Source organism: Brevibacterium gallinarum, from assembly GCF_014836885.1.
Classification (GTDB): domain Bacteria; phylum Actinomycetota; class Actinomycetes; order Actinomycetales; family Brevibacteriaceae; genus Brevibacterium; species Brevibacterium gallinarum.
On record NZ_JACSPY010000013.1, the window covers coordinates 13834 to 33170 of the forward strand.

Consider the following 19337-nt stretch of genomic DNA (forward strand, 5'->3'; position numbering starts at 1 on the left):
CTGTGCTAGCGGAGCTGCGAGGCGGCCTAATACGGTGGTGGAGGGGATCACAAGGTCCTGCCTCGGTGATCGTTCCGGAGGCTGTCTCGTTTGGTGCTGCGGGTGCGCGGGTAGACTGGAGCCTCCACACCAATCGGGTGTACTTTCCATTCCTCGACGACGGGTTCCGAAGCCAACAACTCTGAGACCTCAAATATCCGAGATCAAACTGAGATACAGGGGAGGGATGCTGAATGCGACTCTCTGATTTCGCGGCCCTCACGCAGCGGTGCCGTGAGAGCGACTACGGGTTCGCTGAATTCCTCCGCCAAGAGGCAGTCCTCGAGTTGCACTGGCCGGCTGATGTGCTTGAGCAGTGGCTCTACGATCATGCAGACAACGAAGCCTTCCTTCAGGACTATGGCAACCTCGAGCTGTCTCAGGTGGGCTGGCAGGTCGAAGCCATCTCCACTGAAACCTTCATGGCCATGCCCACGGGACCGTCGGACACTGATGCTATCGAAGAATTCGCTCGTGATCCGGAGCACTGGATCGCTGTCCGTCACCAGGGCCCACACCTTGGCGTACGGCTGGCCTGGGACACGCACGGAACATGGAAACGCTGGCCGATCCTTCTGGAGCAGTCCCTTCTGACCCCGCTGGCAACGGGTCTCCAGCTCGTCGAGGGCCGCACGCGAGTCGGCGTGCTGCGCGGGCGCAGACGGCAAGGAGCCGTGGTTGCAGAGCGCCACCTCGCATGGGTCGGTCGGCGTACTTGACCATCATCGACGGGGAACGGGGGCTCCTCGGTCATCTCGTTGCCCTGGCCAGAGATGGCACATGCATGAGCCTCGGTCGCTGAGGTTCATACATTGGTCCTCTACCCCAGATCCCGCGAGGGGCTACTGCACGTCGAAAACCTTCTCTTGCCGTTCGTCATTTTCTGACCATGAGACTTTGAGCTTGGCTCCCTCGACGCCCATCGAATATGTGACCGGTATGCGCCAGGACGTGCCAGCCTGGATGGTGATAGGTTCGGAGGGCGAGGTAATCCTCATAGCACCGTTGTTAGATTCGCTTTCAAACGTAACATCGACAGCGTCATCGCTACCGTCGTTGTACACGTCGAAGCGGCGTTTGGTCGCATATTTCATCTTTCCGCGTTTATCGAGTCCGGTGGCTTCGCGCTCTTGCTCGGACTGTACCCGCAGGCGGACGCCTGTCGGCTTCTGCTGCAGAACGGGCGTTCCAAGGTCAGCTGCGGCGATATCGTGCTCGATCGCCTTCCACACCTCGTGGTTGAGTTGTTCCGGGCTCGCGAACTCACCGAGGAGCCCGCGCTGGCCGATATCAGTCTGGAACTGGCGGAGGCCGTCCAATTGCGTAGTGTCGACATCGCGGGGCAGCGGGGCCGTTGAGAAGTAGACATGGACCGGTTTGCCGCTGTCGACAGCACGCTTGATCTCCTCGGCAGTTCCTGAGGCCGCGGCCGGTGTTGGAGACCCGAGGCGGCTTCCGAACAGTGCAATGACGATGTCGGACTCGTCCACACCTTGAGCGTTGATGAGTGACTGGGGATGATCACCCAAGACGGGGACCGAGGAGGTCTCCCACCGCCATGGGATGAGTACGACCTGCTTGTTTTTCGCGTTGGCGTTGTTCCACCCGTAGAGGGCCTGTTCAACGGCATCGCGAGCATCGGGGATGTCTGAGGGCGACGCAATCATCACGCGCAGCACGGAAGCAACAAAACTCATAGTCCCAAGCCTACGGGCAAGCGCCTCCCTGACTGGTCTCCGGACCCCTGGTCAGCGTTCACCCTTGTTTTTCGATGCCTGGGGCCGCATTCCTGCCCAACGTTCTACGATGCCGATGCCGTAGGAGCTGCCCGGGCAAGTGCATAATTGCGACACCGTCGAGCATACGCCGTTGAAGGCACCACGCCCTCCACGTGAGCTCCCGTTCCCGCGACCTCGTGACAGCACTGTTCAACCCGCTCGCAGAGGTCGTCTACGCAGCAACGGAAGTCTCGCCGTCAGTACTGGGCGAGTGTGCCCTGCATGGGCTGTTCCATCAAGACGCCGTGATGCTCGCCTCCAAGTGAGCTTCGACCTGTTCGAGCGATGAGAACTCAGCGTTGATTCCTTTCCACCACCGGCTCTCAGTCGCTGCGTAGGACCCATACGGTCCATCTGCACGCTCTGTTCTCGTCACAATCAAGCCGTGGCGTGCTCTGGAGAGCATTACCAAGAGCACCCGCTGTTCCTCGGAGAGTGCGTCGCCGTGGTTGTTCCGTTTGAGTGGCAGGTGTCCTTCTTCGAGGCCGATCGCGAACACCCAGTCGAACTGTTGGCCTTTTCCTGTGTGAGCATTCAACAGGTGGACGCCCGGACCAGTCGTCTGCTTGGGGTCCGAGACTCTGATGGATCGCACGGCGGCTCGTGCCGTGGGGGCGTCGCTTTGCTCTAGGGTGTCGAAGGCGCTGTCGACGAGTTCACGGGCGTCGACGTCGGCTGGGTCGACAGCGTCGAGTACCGCGAGCCTGGCATCGTCGATCGTGGCAGCACGCGGGAGCGTGGCGACCGTTGACTGTATGAGCGTGACGATCCCGGGATCCTCGATCGCGAGATCCCAGCGCCGCACCGGGAACGATGTCTCACCCGCGAAAGCGACGTCGATATCCGACCTACGCCAATAGACACGGGTGATGATGCCGATGGACGCACTGGGATCACGCCGGGCAATGGCTCCCGCCAGACGCTTCAACAGTTCCGCTTCCGTACCGCGGTCCTGAGAAACGAGCGCTGCAGAGCATCCTCCGCCAGGCCATAGCTCCGGCTGAGCAGAGACCAGACCAGAGCCAGAGTCAACCTCCTCGCTCACGGAGTTCACCACCGCGAGGACCTTGGGCGACGAACGGTAGGACTCGTGTAGTCGGACGGGCGTACCGCAGGACTTCCGCACCTCCGCTTCTACCTCCGCAGGCGCCGCCCCTGCCCAGGAGTAGATGCCCTGGAGAGGGTCGCCGGCGAACGTACGCCTTGATGTACAACCCAACAGGGCGAGATCGAGTTGCTGCATCGAGAGGTCTTGGAATTCGTCGACAAGCACCGCCCCGAAGTGCGCTTGGTAGAGCCTCGCGACCGCGGGGATTCGGAGCAGGCGTTGCGCGTGCCGAAGAAGGTCGTCGTAGTGGAGCTGATTTCCGTCCTGACGCGCCTGTTCAACGCGTTTCGCAAGTGTGCCAACGGGTCCAGAAGCTCGTTGCTGGAGGGCTGTAAGCACTTCGGCATCGGAGAGCGGGTGTCGCTTGATCTCGCTCAAGAGACGTTCCCCGTCGTACATTCCGGAGCCGCCACCAGCGGCCTCCATCGCCATCCGCATGGTGCTGGTCTTCGGCAGCTCGAGGTTCTCCACGTCGAGTCCAATGGTCCTGCCATGGGCGAGAACGATCTGCGTCGCAAACCCGTGGAGGTTGCGGACGACGATCTGGCGTCGCGCCCGTCCGTGGCCGAGTACAGAGCGCAGTCGCTCTTCGAGGTTCGAGCGGGCCCGTTTGGTGAAGGTCAAGGCGAGAACGCGTTGGTTCCGCTCCAGTGAGTCGATCTGGTGGGCTGCCCGGTGTGCCAGGACCTCGGTCTTGCCGCACCCCGGAGGCGCGATGATCAGTAGATGGTCTTCATCGGAGGTTGCGGCGTCCAGTTGCTCCTGGCTCAGAGAGAACCCGCTCACTGCTGGCTCAGATCATCCAGTATGCGCAGAAGGCGCGTCACGCTACCAATTTTGCCGGCCCTCTCCGGTGTGAGCGCTTCAGCGATGCAGGATGCGGCGTCGACCTTGCCTTTGTCGCGACAGAACTGTGCTATAGCCTCCGGCGTGATCTCGTCGAGCGTCGCGACTCCCGCTGCCTGGAGTATGCCTTGCTCACGGCAGAACCCACCGTCGACGAGTGCCTTCGCAGCTATAGGTCCGCTGAGAGCGCGCGTGTACTCGTCCTCGAGATCGACATCGGAGATGAACACCTTCTTATCAACGACGGTATGCCGTTTGCCTTTGAAAGCGTTGACCCAGGATCCGCTCTCGTTCTGGTCCACCAGCCCGAGGAGCGTGGGTCCGAAGCCGTCGGGGCCTAAGAGCGGGAAGACATTCCTGAACTTATCGGCTCCGTCCAGCTCGACAACGACAGCACCGAGACGGTCAAGATCGATCCCGAGATTCTCCGCTACGGCCGTCACAATCACCCGGTCGGCGTCACCCTCGACCAGGATGACAAAACGCGCGGTCAGGGCCTCCAGAAGCCGTGGAGACCACCAGTGTGCTCGCACTTTCTCGATCTTCGATAGCTTCGCCTCGCCGACCTGGTGGCACCTCCCGTGGCGGTCCACCGCGACCACTTCTGATGGCTCGAAGCGGTGGAGTATGTATGGCGAATGAGTGACGATGATCTTCTGGTTCCCATCGCCGCTCAACAGATCCGCCGCTGTCCGCTGACTTGTCGGATGCAGGTGAATCTCCGGCTCGTCGATCGCGAGCACGTTCGCTGTGCCTTCGGCAAGGTCGAAGAGCGTCATGGACATGAGCTGGCGAACGCCGTCGGACTGCTCTGTCAACGAGACCTGGTCGTCACCTCGGTTGAGGAAGATCGTCACGTCTTGGAGGACGTCGCTAGATGGATCGGTCACGCTCCTGACTGAGAAGTCATCCTGGGAGACGGTGCGCGGCATGGAGCGGCTGAGGTGGGTAGCCACACGGTCCAGCAGCTCACTAACTGATTCGTTGCCGGCAAGTTTTTCATTGAATTGGTCGAGGAGCGCCGTTAACCCTTCCTCGTTCGAACCGAGATCGGCCGCGGCGAGGAGCGTACGCACCGGGCTGTGTGCGCCATCCATTATCGACGCGCCGCGCGTCGCCCGGAGGTAGCGCCACCCAAACTCTTCAAGCTGTTCACGGTTAGGGGTCCGTTCGTGCCCGCTTTCGGGGAACCAACGACGGATCGTGACGGTTTCCTCGTCCTCGGAGTCCGCCTCCACCCGCATCTGAACCCAAAGGTACTCGGTGACGTGGTCGTCGCCGATGCTGATCTCAGACGGGAAGGGTCGACGGTTCTCCTCAGTGAGATCAGTCCACAAGGCATTGACGACGAGCGGTTGCTCACGGTCACGCAGGTCGCTGGGCTTGAGAGCCTGGTAGAGCCCGGAAGTGCTGGTTCCCAAGAGCAGGTTCAGCATGCGCAGGATCGATGACTTGCCTACGTCGTTCGCTCCAACGATGACTGCGTGACGGCGCAGAGCGAGGTTGAGATCCTGGATCCTGCTGTGATTGCTGATCTCGACTTTGGACAGTCGCATACCTCGCCCCCTCGTGCCTCGGAGCGGCGGACCTGCTCCCAACGTCATTCTGTTCTGGTGATCGTACTGAACGATCGGCGACACCCGACAATCATGTCTCTATTCGATACCGAGGCCTCCCCGTCGGCGTAGGCGCGTCGATCCAGGGGCAAGCCATCGCCGGCCACCTGCGATCGACCGAACTCCCAGTGATACCAGATGCATGGTCTCCGCAGCTTGGCGGGGTGAGTGACCACCATGCGACGGCGGCTCCGCACGGCCTATGTCACTGACCGCATACGGTTCCGCGCCGAACGAGCCGGAGCGCACGTCGGGACTGAGCAGCGTCTTTGCCACACTGGTCCGATGCAGGACGCAGCGGTCCAGCGCCAATCGCTTCCTAATCCTCCATCCTCTCAGCAACTCGTGGTGTAGCCAGGGACGAGGCCTTCCCTGCTGTCGTCAATTCGGCAACAACGACAACTGGAGCCTGTCATCACAACGGCCACCCTGGACTGAATCCATACACCCCATGCAGTGCATGGTGAGGAATCCACCCCATAGGGACGCAGAAATCTCAAGTCAGAGGCATGAGACAGTCTATCGTCTATCTGAGTATCTGCGGCGTGTCTGTGTCTGTAGCTACGGTTAAGCCATGGACAGTCACACATCACAGGAGAACCAGCTTCTCAATGTCGCGTTCTCTCTCCACTCGAACCCTGGCGCCTACGCACTCCTGCTCGGAGCTGGAGTCTCTGCACCCAGCGGGATCCCTACAGCCTGGGGTGTACTCGAGGACCTCGTCATCCGCGCGGCCGACCTCGCTGGGGCGACACCGGCTGATCCAATGGCCTGGTATCAGGACTCCTACGGCGCAGCCCCGACCTACGAAGGCGTCCTGGAACATATCGCTCCCACGCAGATCGAACGGCAGCGCCTGCTCCGTGGCTATTTCGAACAAGACGCCGAGGATGTCGACACGGGACGCAAGCTGCCCACCCCTGCACACCGTGCAATCGCTCGGCTTGTGCGCTCGGAAGCGGTGAAGGTGATCGTGACCTTGAACTTCGACCACCTCATCGAGCAAGCCATCCGCGCCGAGGGCATCGAACCGACAATCGTCGCCACCCCTGCCGACATTGATGGAATGGCTCCCCTGCATACGCTCGACTGCTGTGTCATCCACCTCCACGGTGACTACCTCAACCCGACCAGCATGCTCAACACCTTCACCGAGCTCGAGGCCTACCATCCGAGCACGCAACGCCTCTTGCAACGGATCCTGGAGGACTACGGCCTGATCATCGCCGGATGGTCAGCAACATACGATCCCGCCCTTCGCGAGGCAATCGCGGAACACTATCCGAACCGGTTCACCCTGACCTGGTTCGAGCCCGCCAGCCCATCCGAGAAAGCCACCAGACTACGCATCCTCAAGAAGGGAATCCACGTAGTCCAGGATGCCGATACCGGATTCGGAGGCCTCGCCGACGGTGTCACCGCACTAGCAACTCGCCGCGCCCGCCATCCGCTAACGATTCCCGTCGCCGTCGAGACTGCCAAGCGAGAACTCTCCGGCCGTACCGTAGCGATCGGACTCCACGACACGCTCCACCGCGAGCTCGACACCCTGCACCGCCTCCCAGAGTTCCATCTCACCAACTACAACGAGCGCGGCGTCTATGAAAGCAAGCTCGCACGAGTCGAGGAAGCAACGCGGCTGCCTGCAGCCCTCATCGCTGCCCTGGCCTACTGGGGTGACGCCACCACCGACCGATGGTGGCTCGACGAGATGCCCCGTTTCGCGACCCGGGCTGATGGTGACGGGAGCGTGGCGCTGCTGTCACTCCGAGTCGTCTCTGGAACCATCCTCTTCTACACGGCCGGTGTCGCAGCGGTCGCCGCGCAACGATTTGACCTCCTCACGCGACTATTCGCATTGAAGCGCCCCGATCGACACAGAGGCGGATATGAAACCCTCTCTGCTGGCCTCGACGCAGAAAGGACATATGAGGAAGCGAGGAACACGCGCACGCGGATCTTCGACGTCGTCGCTCCTCTTATGGCCAGTTCACTGTCCCTCGGAGAAGAACCGCTGGAAGAAGCATGGCAGCAGTTCGAAATACTACGCCTTGCCGTAACTATCCTCACAGAACCCCGATTCACCGAGCTCGCCGGCGAGTACAAGAAGTTCGACAGGGCACTTGCTGTCGCCGAAGAGGAAGTGCAGTCGGGGAACTCTGAAGCACAAAGAATCCGCGCGGGAGCTTGGACCGACCGGGATCGTGTACTCGGCGATATCGGTCGGCTGGCACCCATCGGGTATCCGCACATCCTCACTGCGGACTTTCGTGATGAGCACCGAAGGTACCGGAGTGTGACTGCGAACTATCTCATTCACGACCTCAGGGCTGAAGGCACAGCGCATCCGCTGGTCACCAGTGGGCTCTTTGCTGACGTCGATCATGCACTCATTGCGATCGAAGCAGTCAACGCAATGCTGGGCGGTATCGGCCGCGGTCAAGCATGGGGCAGAGCCCGCAACTCCACCGGTTTTATTCCCTCCCAAATCTGGATTGACAGCGAACAGACTCCACAGGAACGTACGCATCGAGACTGAACTCGGCCAACGGTGTGGACTCCTGTCTCGACATCGGAGCAAGCAGCCAGACGACCATCGCACCTCCAGAAGTGAGGAGCCACTCGCAGAAGCTCTCGCAGCGGCCAGGCTCATGCCGGAGGACACGCGAGGCAGTTGAAACGCCGGGACCAAACCGGGACCAGAACCATGCATCCCATGCATCCCATGACGTGAAACTCGCCCCACAGGACCGCAATAATCCCAGTTCAGAGGCCAGAAGTGGCCTGTCGTCCACCTGGGGGTGCAGAGGTCGTGGGTTCGAATCCCGCTAGCCCGACCAGCGATGAGGGCCCCGGTCACCGACCGGGGCCCTTGTGCATCCGCGGGCACCCTGGGCTGCGGCTGCGGCCAGTCCCGTGGGTTCAGTCTTCGGGATCCGGGTCTGCGGGGTCCGGGCCTGTCTCGGCGCGGCGCAGCCCGACCGTCAGCCCGACGATCGCGGCGACGAAGACGGCGCTGAGCCCGAGCGTGACGGCCGGGCTCTCCCGGTAGGCGGTGACGATCGCACTGAGGCCGACGAGCCCGACAGTCGAGTAGATGAGCGCCCACACGGCTCCGCCCAGACCGAGGGCCGGCAAGTACCGGCGCAGGCTCATGCCGATCGACCCGGCGGCCAGGTTGACGACGGTCTGCACACCGATGAGCAGGAAGCTCACCGCCACCGCGGCCGCCCCGTAGCGGCGCAGCAGCTGCTCGGCATGCTGGTAGCGGCCTGACTGCATGATCCGCTCGACCCGCTGGATGCGGCTGACACCCCGGCGGGCGAGCCTGCCGAGCAGGTAGGTGCCGCCGGCACGGAAGATGATGACGGCGTACATGATGAGCCACACGACGAAGAGCGGCAGCGGCCAGTCAGCGGGATTCACCACTCCATCGTAGACCCTCACTTCGGTTCACCTCACCTGGAATTCCTGCCGCGCGGTGTGAGCTTGCCTACCCCGCACCCCGGCCCGGTGCTCCCCCAGCGCTGCCCGGCCACGGGCTAGGATTCACTCAGAGCCCGTCTGAGCCCGGAGGAACCACATCATCGTGCATGCACCGCAGTTCCCGGGAGCGCATCGCGCCGCCCCTGAACGCACGCTCATCGACATCCTCATCGACGTCGCATCCCAGCACCCCGAAGCACCGGCCCTTGACGACGGGGTGCGCTCGATCAGCTACACCCAGCTGCTGGAGGCGATGCGCGACTTCGGCCACCAGCTCCACGACGCCGGTGTCGGCCCCGGCGACACGGTCGGCGTCCGTGTGCCCTCCGGCACCCTCGACCTCTACATTGCGATCCTCTCGACCCTCATGATCGGCGCAGCCTACGTCCCCGTCGACGTCGACGACCCCGATGAGCGGGCCGCCACCGTGTTCTCCGAAGCCGCGGTCACCGCGATCGTCACCGCCGGACTGCAGATCGAGTCGCGCCGCGATCCTGCGACCGAGGCGGTGCCGGCCCTGCGTGCCCCGGAGCCGGATGATGACTGCTGGGTGATCTTCACCTCCGGTTCGACCGGCAAACCCAAGGGCGTAGCCGTCACCCACCGCTCAGCTGCTGCCTTCGTCGACGCCGAAGCCCGGATCTTCTGCCAGGACGAGCCGATCGGCCCCGGCGACCGGGTGCTCGCCGGGCTCTCAGTGGCCTTCGACGCCAGCTGTGAGGAGATGTGGCTGGCATGGGCGCACGGGGCCTGCCTGGTGCCCGCCCCGCGCGCACTCGTGAAGTCCGGCATGGACCTGGGCCCCTGGCTGGCCGGCCGGCGCATCAGCATCGTCTCGACAGTGCCGACGCTGGCCGCGCTGTGGCCGGCGGAGACGCTCGAGAGTGTGCGGCTGCTGATCTTCGGCGGCGAGGCCTGCCCGCCGGAGCTTGCCCAGCGGCTGTCGGACGGCACCCGCGAGGTGTGGAACACCTACGGCCCGACCGAGGCGACCGTCGTCGCCTGCGCCGCCCCGCTCGGCGGGCCCGGCCCGGTGCGCATCGGCCTGCCGCTCGACGGCTGGGATCTGGCCATCGTCGACGCTGAGGGCATCCCCGTCGCAGACGGCGAGAGCGGCGAGCTCATCATCGGCGGCGTCGGCCTGGCCCGCTACCTCGACCCGGCCAAGGATGCCGAGAAGTACGCGCCGATGCCCACCCTCGGCTGGCAGCGCGCCTACCGCTCCGGCGACCTCGTCGTCAATGACCCTGCCGGGCTGCTGTTCGTCGGCCGCGCCGATGAGCAGATCAAGCTCGGCGGCCGGCGCATCGAACTCGGTGAGATCGACGCCGCCCTCCAAGCGCTGCCCGGAGTCTCCGGTGCCGCCGCAGCGGTCAAGTCCACCCCCGCCGGCACCCAGCTGCTCATCGGCTACCTCGCCCCTGCCGACAACTCGGCGCCGGCACCCCTGGCCGACTGGGAAGCCCAGCTTCGCGAGGTGCTGCCACCGGCGCTCGTGCCCCGCCTGGCGGTCGTCGACACGCTGCCGACGAAGACCTCCGGCAAGGTCGACCGCAACGCCCTGCCGTGGCCGCTTGCCGACATCGTCGACGACGCCTCCGGTGAGGCGGTGCCCGAGGAGGCCGACTGGATCGCCGAGCAGTGGCAGGCGGTGCTCGGCGGCCGCCCGAGCATGGACACCGACTTCTTCACCGCCGGCGGCGGCTCCCTGGCCGCCGCCCAGCTCGTCTCCCGGCTGCGCGCCCGACACACCACCATCACCGTCGGCGACGTCTACTCCCATCCGCGCTTCGGGGCGCTGGCCGAACTGTGCCTCGGCGACGAGGGCGCCGGCAGCGCGGTGCCCGGCCGGCATCGCACGGTCACCCGCACCCGCCGGTCGATGCAGTGGCTGCAGACGCTGCTCGGCACGCTCGTGACGATCCTGGCCGGGATGCGCTGGGTCGTCCTCCTCATGGCCGCAGCCAACCTCGCCGCCTGGCAGGGTGCGCCGCTCATCACCACCCCGTGGTGGCTCATCATCGTGCTGTGGGCGGTGTTCGTCTCCGGCTGGGGCAAGATGCTCGTCTCCGCGCTCAGCGCCCGCGCCCTCATGGCAGGAGTCAGGCCGGGAGTGTACCCGCGCTCCGGCAGCGTGCACCTGCGGCTGTGGCTCGCCGAGCACATCCAGGACCTCGCCGGCGCCGTCTCAGTCGCCAACGCCCCATGGGTGACGTGGTACGCCCGGCTGCTGGGCAACAAGATCGGCCGCGATGTCGACATGCACACCATCCCGCCGGTCACCGGACTGCTGACGATCGACCGCGGTGCCGCCGTCGAACCCGAAGTCGACCTCAAGGGCTGGTGGGTCGATGGCGACCTGCTGCGCATCGGCACGATCGACATCGGCCGCGACGCCACCGTCGGGGCACGCTCGACACTCATGCCCGGCACCCGCATCGGCCAAGACGCCCACGTCGAACCCGGCTCGGCAGTGACCGGGAAGGTGCGCAAGAACCAGGTGTTCTCCGGCTCACCGGCGGTGCGCATCGGCAAGAAGCGCCGCACCTGGCCCGACCCACCCGACCGCCGCGCCCGCACCCCGTTCCTGTTCTACGCACTCGGCTCCCAGCTCCACGCCCTCATCCCGTACATCGCGCTCATCCCGGGAGTGGCGCTCATGCTCGCACTCACCGGGCCCGAGGTGTTCGCCCAGCCGCTGACGCTGCTCGCCTGGGCACCAGCACAGGCGCTCATCTGGTTCCTCACCACCGCGCTCCTCGTCGTCGTCTCGGTGCGCACCCTAGCGATCGGGATGCGCGAGGGCCTGTTCCCGGTCCGGTCGATGATGGGCTTCCGGCTGTGGGCCACCGAGCGGATCCTCGACATGGCCCGCGACCTGCTCTTCCCGCTGTATGCCAGCCTGTTCACCCCGATCTGGCTGCGCATCCTCGGAGCGAAGGTCGGCCGCAACGTCGAAGTCTCCACCGTCCTTCTCGTGCCCTCGATGACGCAGATCGCCTCTGGGGCGTTCCTGGCCGATGACACGATGGTCGCCTCCTATGAGCTCGGCCACGGCTGGATGCGCATCGGCCGGGCCAAGGTCGGCAAACGCGCCTTCCTCGGCAACTCCGGCATCGCCGCCGCCGGGCGCCGCGTGCCGAAGAACGCGCTTGTCGCCGTGCTCTCAGCAGCCCCGGTCAAAGCGAAGAAGGGCAGCTCCTGGATCGGCTCCCCGCCAGTCGAGCTGCGCCGCAGCGAAGTCGATGCCGATGAGGCACTGACCTACAACCCGCCTGTCCGCCTCAAGGTCGCCCGCGGCTGCTGGGAGGCGCTGCGCGGCCTGTCCGTCATCACCGCAGGCCTGCTCATCACCGGGCTGCTCGTCACGCTCTACGGACTGCTCGCAGCCGGTGCCGCACTCGCCGAGGCGACCGGCGCCTCGGCAGCGGTGCTGGCACCCCTGACGCTCGTCATCGGCTCCGGAGTCGTCATGATGGCCACCGGCGCCGTCGCCGCCGGCACTGCGGTCATCGCCAAGTGGGCCTTCGTCGGCCGCACGCAGCCGAGTGAGCATCCGCTGTGGTCGAGCTTCATCTGGCGCAACGAGGTTGCCGACTGCTTCGTCGAACTCATCGCCGCCCCGTGGTTCGCCCGCACCGCCGTCGGCACCCCGGCACTCGTGTGGTTCCTGCGCGCCCTCGGGGCGAAGATCGGCCACGGTGTGTGGTGCGAGACCTACTGGCTGCCCGAAGCCGACCTCGTGACTCTGGCCGACAACTCCACAGTCAACCGCGGCTGCGTTGTCCAGACCCACCTGTTCCACGACCGGGTGATGTCCCTGGACACCGTCACCCTCGACCCCGGTGCCACACTCGGGCCCAACAGCGTCATCCTGCCAGCGGCCACGATCGGCCAGGCCGCCACCGTCGGGCCGACCTCGCTGGTCATGCGCGGTGAGTTCGTGCCCCCGCACGCCTACTTCTCCGGCAACCCCGTTGTCCCCTGGATCGACGCCCCTCCCCTGCCGGAGACCCCGCACCGGCCCGCACCGGCCAGCGCAGAACGCACCACCTGTCCACCTGAGACCCCGACCGATTCCGAGGACACCCGTTGACCGCTGTCGACTCCTACACACCTGACTCCGGCACCACCATGCTGCGGGTCGAGCACTACGACCTCACGCTCGACTACCGCATCGCCCCCAACCGGCTCGCCGGCCACGCCCGGCTGCGGGTGCGCCTGCTGGAGGACACCAGCGCCTTCGAACTCGACCTAGCCGGCCTGCAGGTGTCCAAGGCGATCGTCGACGGCACCCGGGCACGGTGGCGGCAGCGCGGCCGCAAGCTCATCGTCCAGCCCCGCCGGACCTATCAGCGCGGTACTGTGAGCACCGTCGAGATCTCCTACGCCGGCAATCCGCAGCCGGCGATGGGCATGTGGGGAGATGTCGGCTGGGAGGAGCTGACCGACGGGGTGCTGGTCGCCGGTCAGCCCAACGGTGCGGCCACCTGGTTTCCGTGCAACGACCATCCGTCGAACAAAGCGGATTTCCGCATCTCGGTGCTCGTCGAGTCACCGTATGCCGTCATCTCGAACGGCCGGCTCGTGAGCACCTCCCGCAAGGCCGGGCGCACCCGGTGGGTGTGGGAGTCCCAGGCGCCGCTGGCCCCGTACCTGGCGACTGTGCAGATCGGGCAGTACGAGACCACCGAGCTGGCGCCGGCCCAGCGACCGGGCCCGGTGCCGATGAGCATCGCCTGCTCACGCGGACTGCGGGAGCGCGCCCAGCGGGCATTGGGCAAGCAGCACGACATGATGCGCATCTTCAGCGACTGGTTCGGCCCGTATCCCTTCGAGCACTACGGCGTCGTCATCACCGATGACGTGCTCGAGATCCCGTTGGAGTCCCAGCCGCTGTCGATCCTGGGCCCGAACCACCTGGCCGCGACATGGGAGGCCGAACGGCTCGTCGCCCACGAGATGGCCCACCAGTGGTTCGGCAATTCGCTCACGCTGACCCACTGGTCGGACATCTGGCTCAATGAGGGCTTCGCCTGCTACGCCGAATGGCTGTGGGCCCAGGCCGCCGGACGCGGTCGCACCGATGAGCTCGCCCGCATCCACTGGGATCTGCTCGACAGCCAGCGCCAGGATCTGGTGCTGGCCGATCCGGGTCCAGCAGACATGTTCGATGACCGGATCTACAAGCGCGGGGCGCTGACCCTGCACGCCCTCCGGCTGCGCATCGGCGATGAGTGGTTCCGGCGGCTGCTGCGCGGCTGGACGCAGCGCTACCGGCACGGCTACGTCACGACCGCCGACTTCCTCGACCTGGCAGCAGAGGTCACCGGCTCCTCGGTCGCACCGATCGTCGACCCGTGGCTGTACGAGGAACGGCTGCCGCAGCTGCCGAGCTGACCGGTCCCCGTCGCGCGCCCCGGCGCTGGACTCAGAGCCGTTTGAGCATGACATCGCTGTCGCCTGAGCGGCCGATGTCTGAGAATCCGAGCTGAGTGTAGAGGTGCTTGGACATGTTGCCGTCGGACACCGACAGGCTCAGCGCCGGATGACCGGACACAGCAGCAAGCCGGCACAGCGTGTGCAGCAGCTGGCGGCCAGCACCCTTGGCCTGGAAATCCGGTGCCACGGCGATGGACACCTCGGGAATGTCATCGGCCACCCACCCGTAGCCGGGCGGATCGCTCAGCAGCCGGCACCAGGCAGCGCCGACCGGCTGGTCATCGTCGTCCCAGGCGATGACGGCGATATCGCCGTCACGGCCCCAGCCGTCGATGTAGGCCGCGAGCTGGTCGTCGGCGTCGATGACCGAGCCATCGAGCTCCGGTGAGCTGTGCGACCAGTTGATGCACTGCAGAAGGAAGGGCAACAGCAGCTCGCGTGCGTGCTCAGGCGTGTGGTCTGCAGGCAGCGGTGTGATGTGCATGAGTGTCCTCTCCGTCATCGGCCTCCACCAGCGTAATGGTCGCAGCCGCAGTTTCTGCGCAGATCCCGCCTGCCGGTCACGAGCGTTCGGCGACCGCCTCGGCGCGGCGGATCCAGCCGTCGTTGCCGACCCGGAAGCCCAGGCCGATCGCGCGCAGGGCGACAAACCCGATCCCGAAGCAGGCCCACAGCACCGTGACCGTCGGCCACTGGGCGTAGATGAGCGCGAGGATGCCGCAGTAGCCGAGGAAGGCGGCCAGCTGCGCGAAGGCGAGGTAGCGGGCGTCCTCGGCGCCCATGAGCACGCCGTCGAGGGTGAAGACGTATCCGGCGAGCGGCATACCGATGGCCAGCACGATGACGAGAGGCGTGAGCAGGCTGCGCACGTCCGGATCGGAGGTGAAGACGAAGCCGATGAGCGGTGAGACGGCGGCCAGGACGATGCCGACGAGGACACCGAAGCCGATCCCCCACTGGATGAGCCGCCGGTTGATCGCTGCGACCTGTTCGCGGTTGCGGTAGCCCAGCTGCAGGCCGATCATCGCCTGCCCGGCGATGGCGAGCGCGTCGAGGACGAGGGCGAGGGAGTTGAACAGCGTCTGGATGATCTGGATGGCCGCCAGCTGGACGGTGCCCAGACTGGTGGCGAGCACGATGAGGACGATCATCGCTGCCCGCAGCGACATATTGCGCATGAGCAGCCAGCCGGAGGTCCGGGCCGAGGCGAGCACTCCGGACCAGTCCGGGCGGATCGGTGCGTGGTAGCGGCGGGCGGCACGCACGGCGATGACGAGGTAGATCGAGCACATGCCCGCATGCGCCATAACCGAGCCCAGCGCAGAACCGGCCACGCCCATGCCGAGTCCGTAGATGAACACGGCGTTGAGGCCGATGTTGGCCAGGAACCCGCCGACGGCCACGTACAGCGGGGTCTTGGTGTCCTGCAGGCCGCGCAGCAGCCCGGTGGCGGCGATGACGGTGAGCATGAACGGCAGTCCCCACCAGGAGATCGCAAGATAGGCATGAGCGCCGGCTGCCACCTCGGGCGTGGGGTTGAACCAGCTGATCGGCACCTGCAGCAGCGGCAGTCCTGCTGCCAGCAGGACCACCGAGGTCAGCAGCGCCAGCCAGATGCCGTCGAAGCCGGCGCCGATCGCGGCCGGGGTGTTGCCTTCGCCGAGCTTGCGGGCGACCCGCGGGGTGGTGGCGTAGGCGAGGAAGATCATGAGGCCGAGCACCGTCTGGATGATCGTCGAGGCGATCGCCAGCGCACCCAGCGAGGCCGGTCCCAGGTGTCCGACCATCGCGGTGTCGGCGAGCAGGAACACCGGTTCGGCGGCCAGCGCGCCGAGTGCCGGCAGCGCGAGGGCGAGGATCTCCCTGTCGAGGAAGCGGTTGCGGGTGCTGATCGGTCGGGCCTTTCGACGGGCGGTGGGGGCGGACGTGCCGAGAGGCGGACGCCGTGTGGCATCCGCCTCTCGATCATAGTCCCGCAGCTGCGTACGGGCGCGGTTCGGGCGTGTGACTCAGCTCGCCTCGCCGGAGACCTGCTCGGCTCCGATGCGGCGCATCTCGCGGCGCAGGATCTTGCCCGAGGCGGTCTTGGGCAGCGCTTCGATGAAGTTGACGTGGCGCGGGGCCTTGTAGGAGGCCAGGTGCTCACGGCAGTAGGCGACGAGTTCCTCCTCGGTGGCCTCAGCGCCGGGCTGCAGGCTGACGAAGGCGGTGACGGATTCGCCGCGGTACTCATCGGGTACGCCGACGACGGCGGCTTCGAGCACGGCGGGGTGGGTGTAGAGGACGTCTTCGACCTCGCGCGGCCAGACTTTGAAGCCGGCGGCGTTGATCATGTCCTTCTTGCGGTCGACGATGAACACCCAGCCGTCTTCGTCCATGAATCCGACGTCGCCGGTCTTGAGCTCCCCTTCGGGGATCTCCGAGGCCGAGGCGCTCGGATTGTTGATGTACTCGCTGACGACCATCGGGCCGCGCACACAGATCTCACCGACCTCACGGAAGCCGAGCTCGTTGCCGTCGTCGTCGAGGATGCGCACGACGGTGTCGGGCACCGGCAGCCCGCAGGACAGGTTGCCGCTGTCGGGGTCGACTGGGGCGCGCATGCCCGGCGGGACGACGACGCACTGCGCGGTCGTCTCGGTCAGCCCGTAGCCCTGGCCGATGTAGTGGCCGGTGCGCTCCTCGAACTTCCGCACGATCGCATCCGGCAGCGGAGCACCGCCGGACATGAGCGACTTGAAGGAGTCGAAGGCGTCGGTGTCGAAGGTCGGGTGCGCCAGCAGCGCCATGTAGGCCGTGGCCGGGCCGGCCATGTACTGCGGCTTCTCGCGGCGGAAGATCTCCAGGGTGCTGGCCGGTTCGAACCGGTAGTTCATCGCCAGGGCCGCGCCGATGGCGACCGAGGCGATGAACTGGCAGACGAAGCCGGTGATGTGGAAGACCGGGGCGAGGGTGAAGATGACGTCGTTCTCGTCAAGGCCCTGGTGCATGCCCAGGGACAGGGAGTTGACGCTCACCCCGCGATGAGTCACCGATGCGCCCTTCGACCGGCCGGAGGTGCCGGAGGTGTAGCCGATGATCGCGGTGTCGTCTGGGCTGAGCTCAGGGGCGGGCACTGCACGGCCCTCGTTGGCTTTGACGACGTCGAGGAGCTCTTCGCAGCCGGTGTCGTAGTGGTCGGCGAAGATCCCGAAGATGCGCTCATCGTTCGTCGTCTGGAAGTCGGTGTCCTGGCAGGTGAGCACCCATTCGAGGTCCTGGCTGTAGTTCTTGACCCGGTCGAGGTAGGCCGCAGCGGAGACGACGAGTCCGCGGATGCCGGAGTCGGCGAAGATGTGGCTGAGCTCGTCGCGGTACATCGGGTTGAGCGGCACCGGGATCGCGCCGACCTTCCACGCACCGAACACAGCGATGTGATAATGCGGGGTGTTCTGCAGGTACACGCCGATCCGGTCGCCCTTGCCGATGCCCTTGTCGGTCAGCCAGGCGGCGTAGGCGTCGGTCTGGCGGTCGATGTCGGCCCACGTGGGCTCGTATCCGAAGTAGGTGATGGCGCGGCGATCAGGGAACTTCTCGACCGTCTCGCGCAGCAGCGCATCGCCGGTGGTGTGCGGGACGGGCTCATTGAGCTGGGACAGGTGGCTGTAGGTCTTGAGCCAGGGACGGGTCTCCGAAATGCTCATCGTCTCTCCTCGGATCGTCATGTTCGGAATTCGGGGTGTGCCCGGCGGTCAGCGGTGACCGCCGGGCGCAGGCCGGCTGATGATCAGCAGACCTCGAAGAGCCCGGCGGCGCCCATGCCGCCGCCGATGCACATCGTGACGACGACGAACTTGGCGCCGCGTCGCTTGCCTTCGATGAGGGCGTGGCCGGTGAGCCGGGCACCGGTCATGCCGTAGGGGTGGCCGACGGAGATGCCGCCGCCGTCGACGTTGTAGCGCTCCGGGTCGATGCCGAGCCGGTCGCGGCAGTACAGCGCCTGCACCGCGAAGGCTTCGTTGAGCTCCCACAGGTCGATGTCGTCGACGCTCAGGCCGTGCTGGTCGAGCAGCTTCGGCACCGCGAAGACCGGGCCGATGCCCATCTCGTCCGGCTCACAGCCGGCCACGGCCATGCCGCGGTAGATGCCCAGCGGCTCGAGTCCGCGGCGGGAGGCCTCCTCATCGGACATGAGGACAGCAGCCGAGGCGCCGTCGGAGAGCTGCGAGGCGTTGCCGGCGGTGATCGACGGGTGGGCGGAGGCGACACCGGGTTCGAGCACCGGGTTGAGGACGGCGAGACCCTCCAGGGTGGTCTGCGGGCGGTTGCCCTCGTCCGTGGTCAGGGTGACGGTCTTCTCGGAGATCTCCTTGGTCTCCCTGTCCTGGATCAGCTGCACGGACTCCAGCGGCACGATCTCCTCATCGAGGCGGCCGGCCTCCTGGGCGGCGGCGGTGCGCATCTGGGATTCGTACGCGTAGGCGTCCTGGTCCTCGCGGGAGACCTCGTAGCGTTCGGCGACGACCTCGGCGGTGTGGAGCATCGGCAGGTACAGGCCCGGGATGTTCTCGACCAGCCACGGGTCCTTGGCGCGGAAGGTGTTCATCTTGTCGTTCTGGACGAGCGAGACCGATTCGACACCGCCGCCGACGGCGATCTTCATGCCGTCGTGGATGATCTGCTTGGCCGCGGTGGCGATCGCCATCAGGCCCGAGGAGCACTGCCGGTCGATCGTCATGCCGGAGACGGTGACGGGCAGGCCGGCGCGCAGGGCGGCCTGGCGGGCGATGTTGCCGCTCTGGGAGCCCTGCTGGAGGGCCGCACCGAGGATGACGTCGTCGACTTCCGCACCCTCGATGCCGGCGCGCTCGACGGCGTGGCGGATGGCGTGGCCGGCGAGTTCCTGCGACTGGGTGTTGTTGAAGGCGCCGCGATAGGCCTTGCCGATCGGGGTGCGGGCGGTGGAGACGATGACTGCGTCTGTCATGGGTGTCCTTTCTGGATGACGAGGGGCGCCTCGTCAGTCTATTTCGTCTGTGTGAT

At 65.9% G+C, this 19337-nt stretch carries 12 protein-coding genes; 4 read left to right on the top strand and 8 right to left on the bottom strand.

Annotation, left to right across the window (positions count from 1 at the left end; all coding sequences use genetic code 11):
• Nucleotides 1-233 precede the first annotated feature (233 nt).
• The gene (locus tag H9634_RS11625; RefSeq protein WP_165882685.1) at nt 234-758 is read left to right on the top strand and encodes a hypothetical protein; all 525 of its coding nucleotides are present in this window, start codon (nt 234-236) and stop codon (nt 756-758) included.
• Nucleotides 759-881: 123 nt separating this feature from the next.
• Here the strand turns inward: H9634_RS11625 and H9634_RS11630 are convergent, their stop codons facing one another.
• From H9634_RS11630 to H9634_RS11640, 3 genes are all read right to left on the bottom strand, one after another.
• Nucleotides 882-1736: a DUF4062 domain-containing protein gene (locus H9634_RS11630; protein WP_165882684.1), complete on the bottom strand. Its 855-nt coding sequence runs from the start codon at nt 1734-1736 to the stop codon at nt 882-884.
• Nucleotides 1737-2052: 316 nt separating this feature from the next.
• Nucleotides 2053-3711 (bottom strand): UvrD-helicase domain-containing protein, encoded by a 1659-nt coding sequence (locus H9634_RS11635; RefSeq protein WP_165882683.1) that lies wholly within the window; start codon nt 3709-3711, stop codon nt 2053-2055.
• Nucleotides 3708-5327 (bottom strand): ATP-dependent nuclease, encoded by a 1620-nt coding sequence (locus tag H9634_RS11640; protein WP_191726806.1) that lies wholly within the window; start codon nt 5325-5327, stop codon nt 3708-3710. Before H9634_RS11640 ends, H9634_RS11635 begins: the two co-directional genes overlap by 4 nt.
• Nucleotides 5328-5961: 634 nt before the next feature.
• On the opposite strand from H9634_RS11640, the gene H9634_RS11645 reads away from it, so the two are divergent.
• Nucleotides 5962-7926, top strand: a complete 1965-nt coding sequence (locus tag H9634_RS11645; RefSeq protein ID WP_191726807.1) for an SIR2 family protein — start codon at nt 5962-5964, stop codon at nt 7924-7926.
• Nucleotides 7927-8309: 383 nt separating this feature from the next.
• Here H9634_RS11645 and H9634_RS11650 read toward each other — a convergent pair whose 3' ends face one another.
• Complete coding sequence (locus H9634_RS11650) at nt 8310-8813, bottom strand: DedA family protein (RefSeq protein ID WP_191726808.1); 504 nt, start codon at nt 8811-8813, stop codon at nt 8310-8312.
• Nucleotides 8814-8970: 157 nt separating this feature from the next.
• On the opposite strand from H9634_RS11650, the gene H9634_RS11655 reads away from it, so the two are divergent.
• Entirely contained in the window at nt 8971-12969 is a 3999-nt protein-coding gene (locus tag H9634_RS11655; RefSeq protein ID WP_191726841.1) for a Pls/PosA family non-ribosomal peptide synthetase, read from the top strand.
• The gene (locus H9634_RS11660) at nt 12966-14273 is read left to right on the top strand and encodes a M1 family metallopeptidase (protein WP_225210887.1); all 1308 of its coding nucleotides are present in this window, start codon (nt 12966-12968) and stop codon (nt 14271-14273) included. The genes H9634_RS11655 and H9634_RS11660 overlap by 4 nt, the downstream gene beginning before the upstream one ends.
• A 31-nt stretch (nt 14274-14304) precedes the next feature.
• Here H9634_RS11660 and H9634_RS11665 read toward each other — a convergent pair whose 3' ends face one another.
• From H9634_RS11665 to H9634_RS11680, 4 genes are all read right to left on the bottom strand, one after another.
• Complete coding sequence (locus tag H9634_RS11665; RefSeq protein WP_191726809.1) at nt 14305-14817, bottom strand: GNAT family N-acetyltransferase; 513 nt, start codon at nt 14815-14817, stop codon at nt 14305-14307.
• Nucleotides 14818-14875: 58 nt separating this feature from the next.
• Nucleotides 14876-16126, bottom strand: coding sequence for an MATE family efflux transporter (locus H9634_RS11670; protein WP_404801690.1), 1251 nt, complete (start codon nt 16124-16126; stop codon nt 14876-14878).
• 198 nt (nt 16127-16324) lie between these two features.
• The gene (locus H9634_RS11675) at nt 16325-17998 is read right to left on the bottom strand and encodes a class I adenylate-forming enzyme family protein (RefSeq protein WP_191726810.1); all 1674 of its coding nucleotides are present in this window, start codon (nt 17996-17998) and stop codon (nt 16325-16327) included.
• A gap of 83 nt (nt 17999-18081) precedes the next feature.
• Nucleotides 18082-19281: an acetyl-CoA C-acyltransferase gene (locus tag H9634_RS11680; RefSeq protein ID WP_191726811.1), complete on the bottom strand. Its 1200-nt coding sequence runs from the start codon at nt 19279-19281 to the stop codon at nt 18082-18084.
• Between the last annotated feature and the right edge of the window lie 56 nt (nt 19282-19337).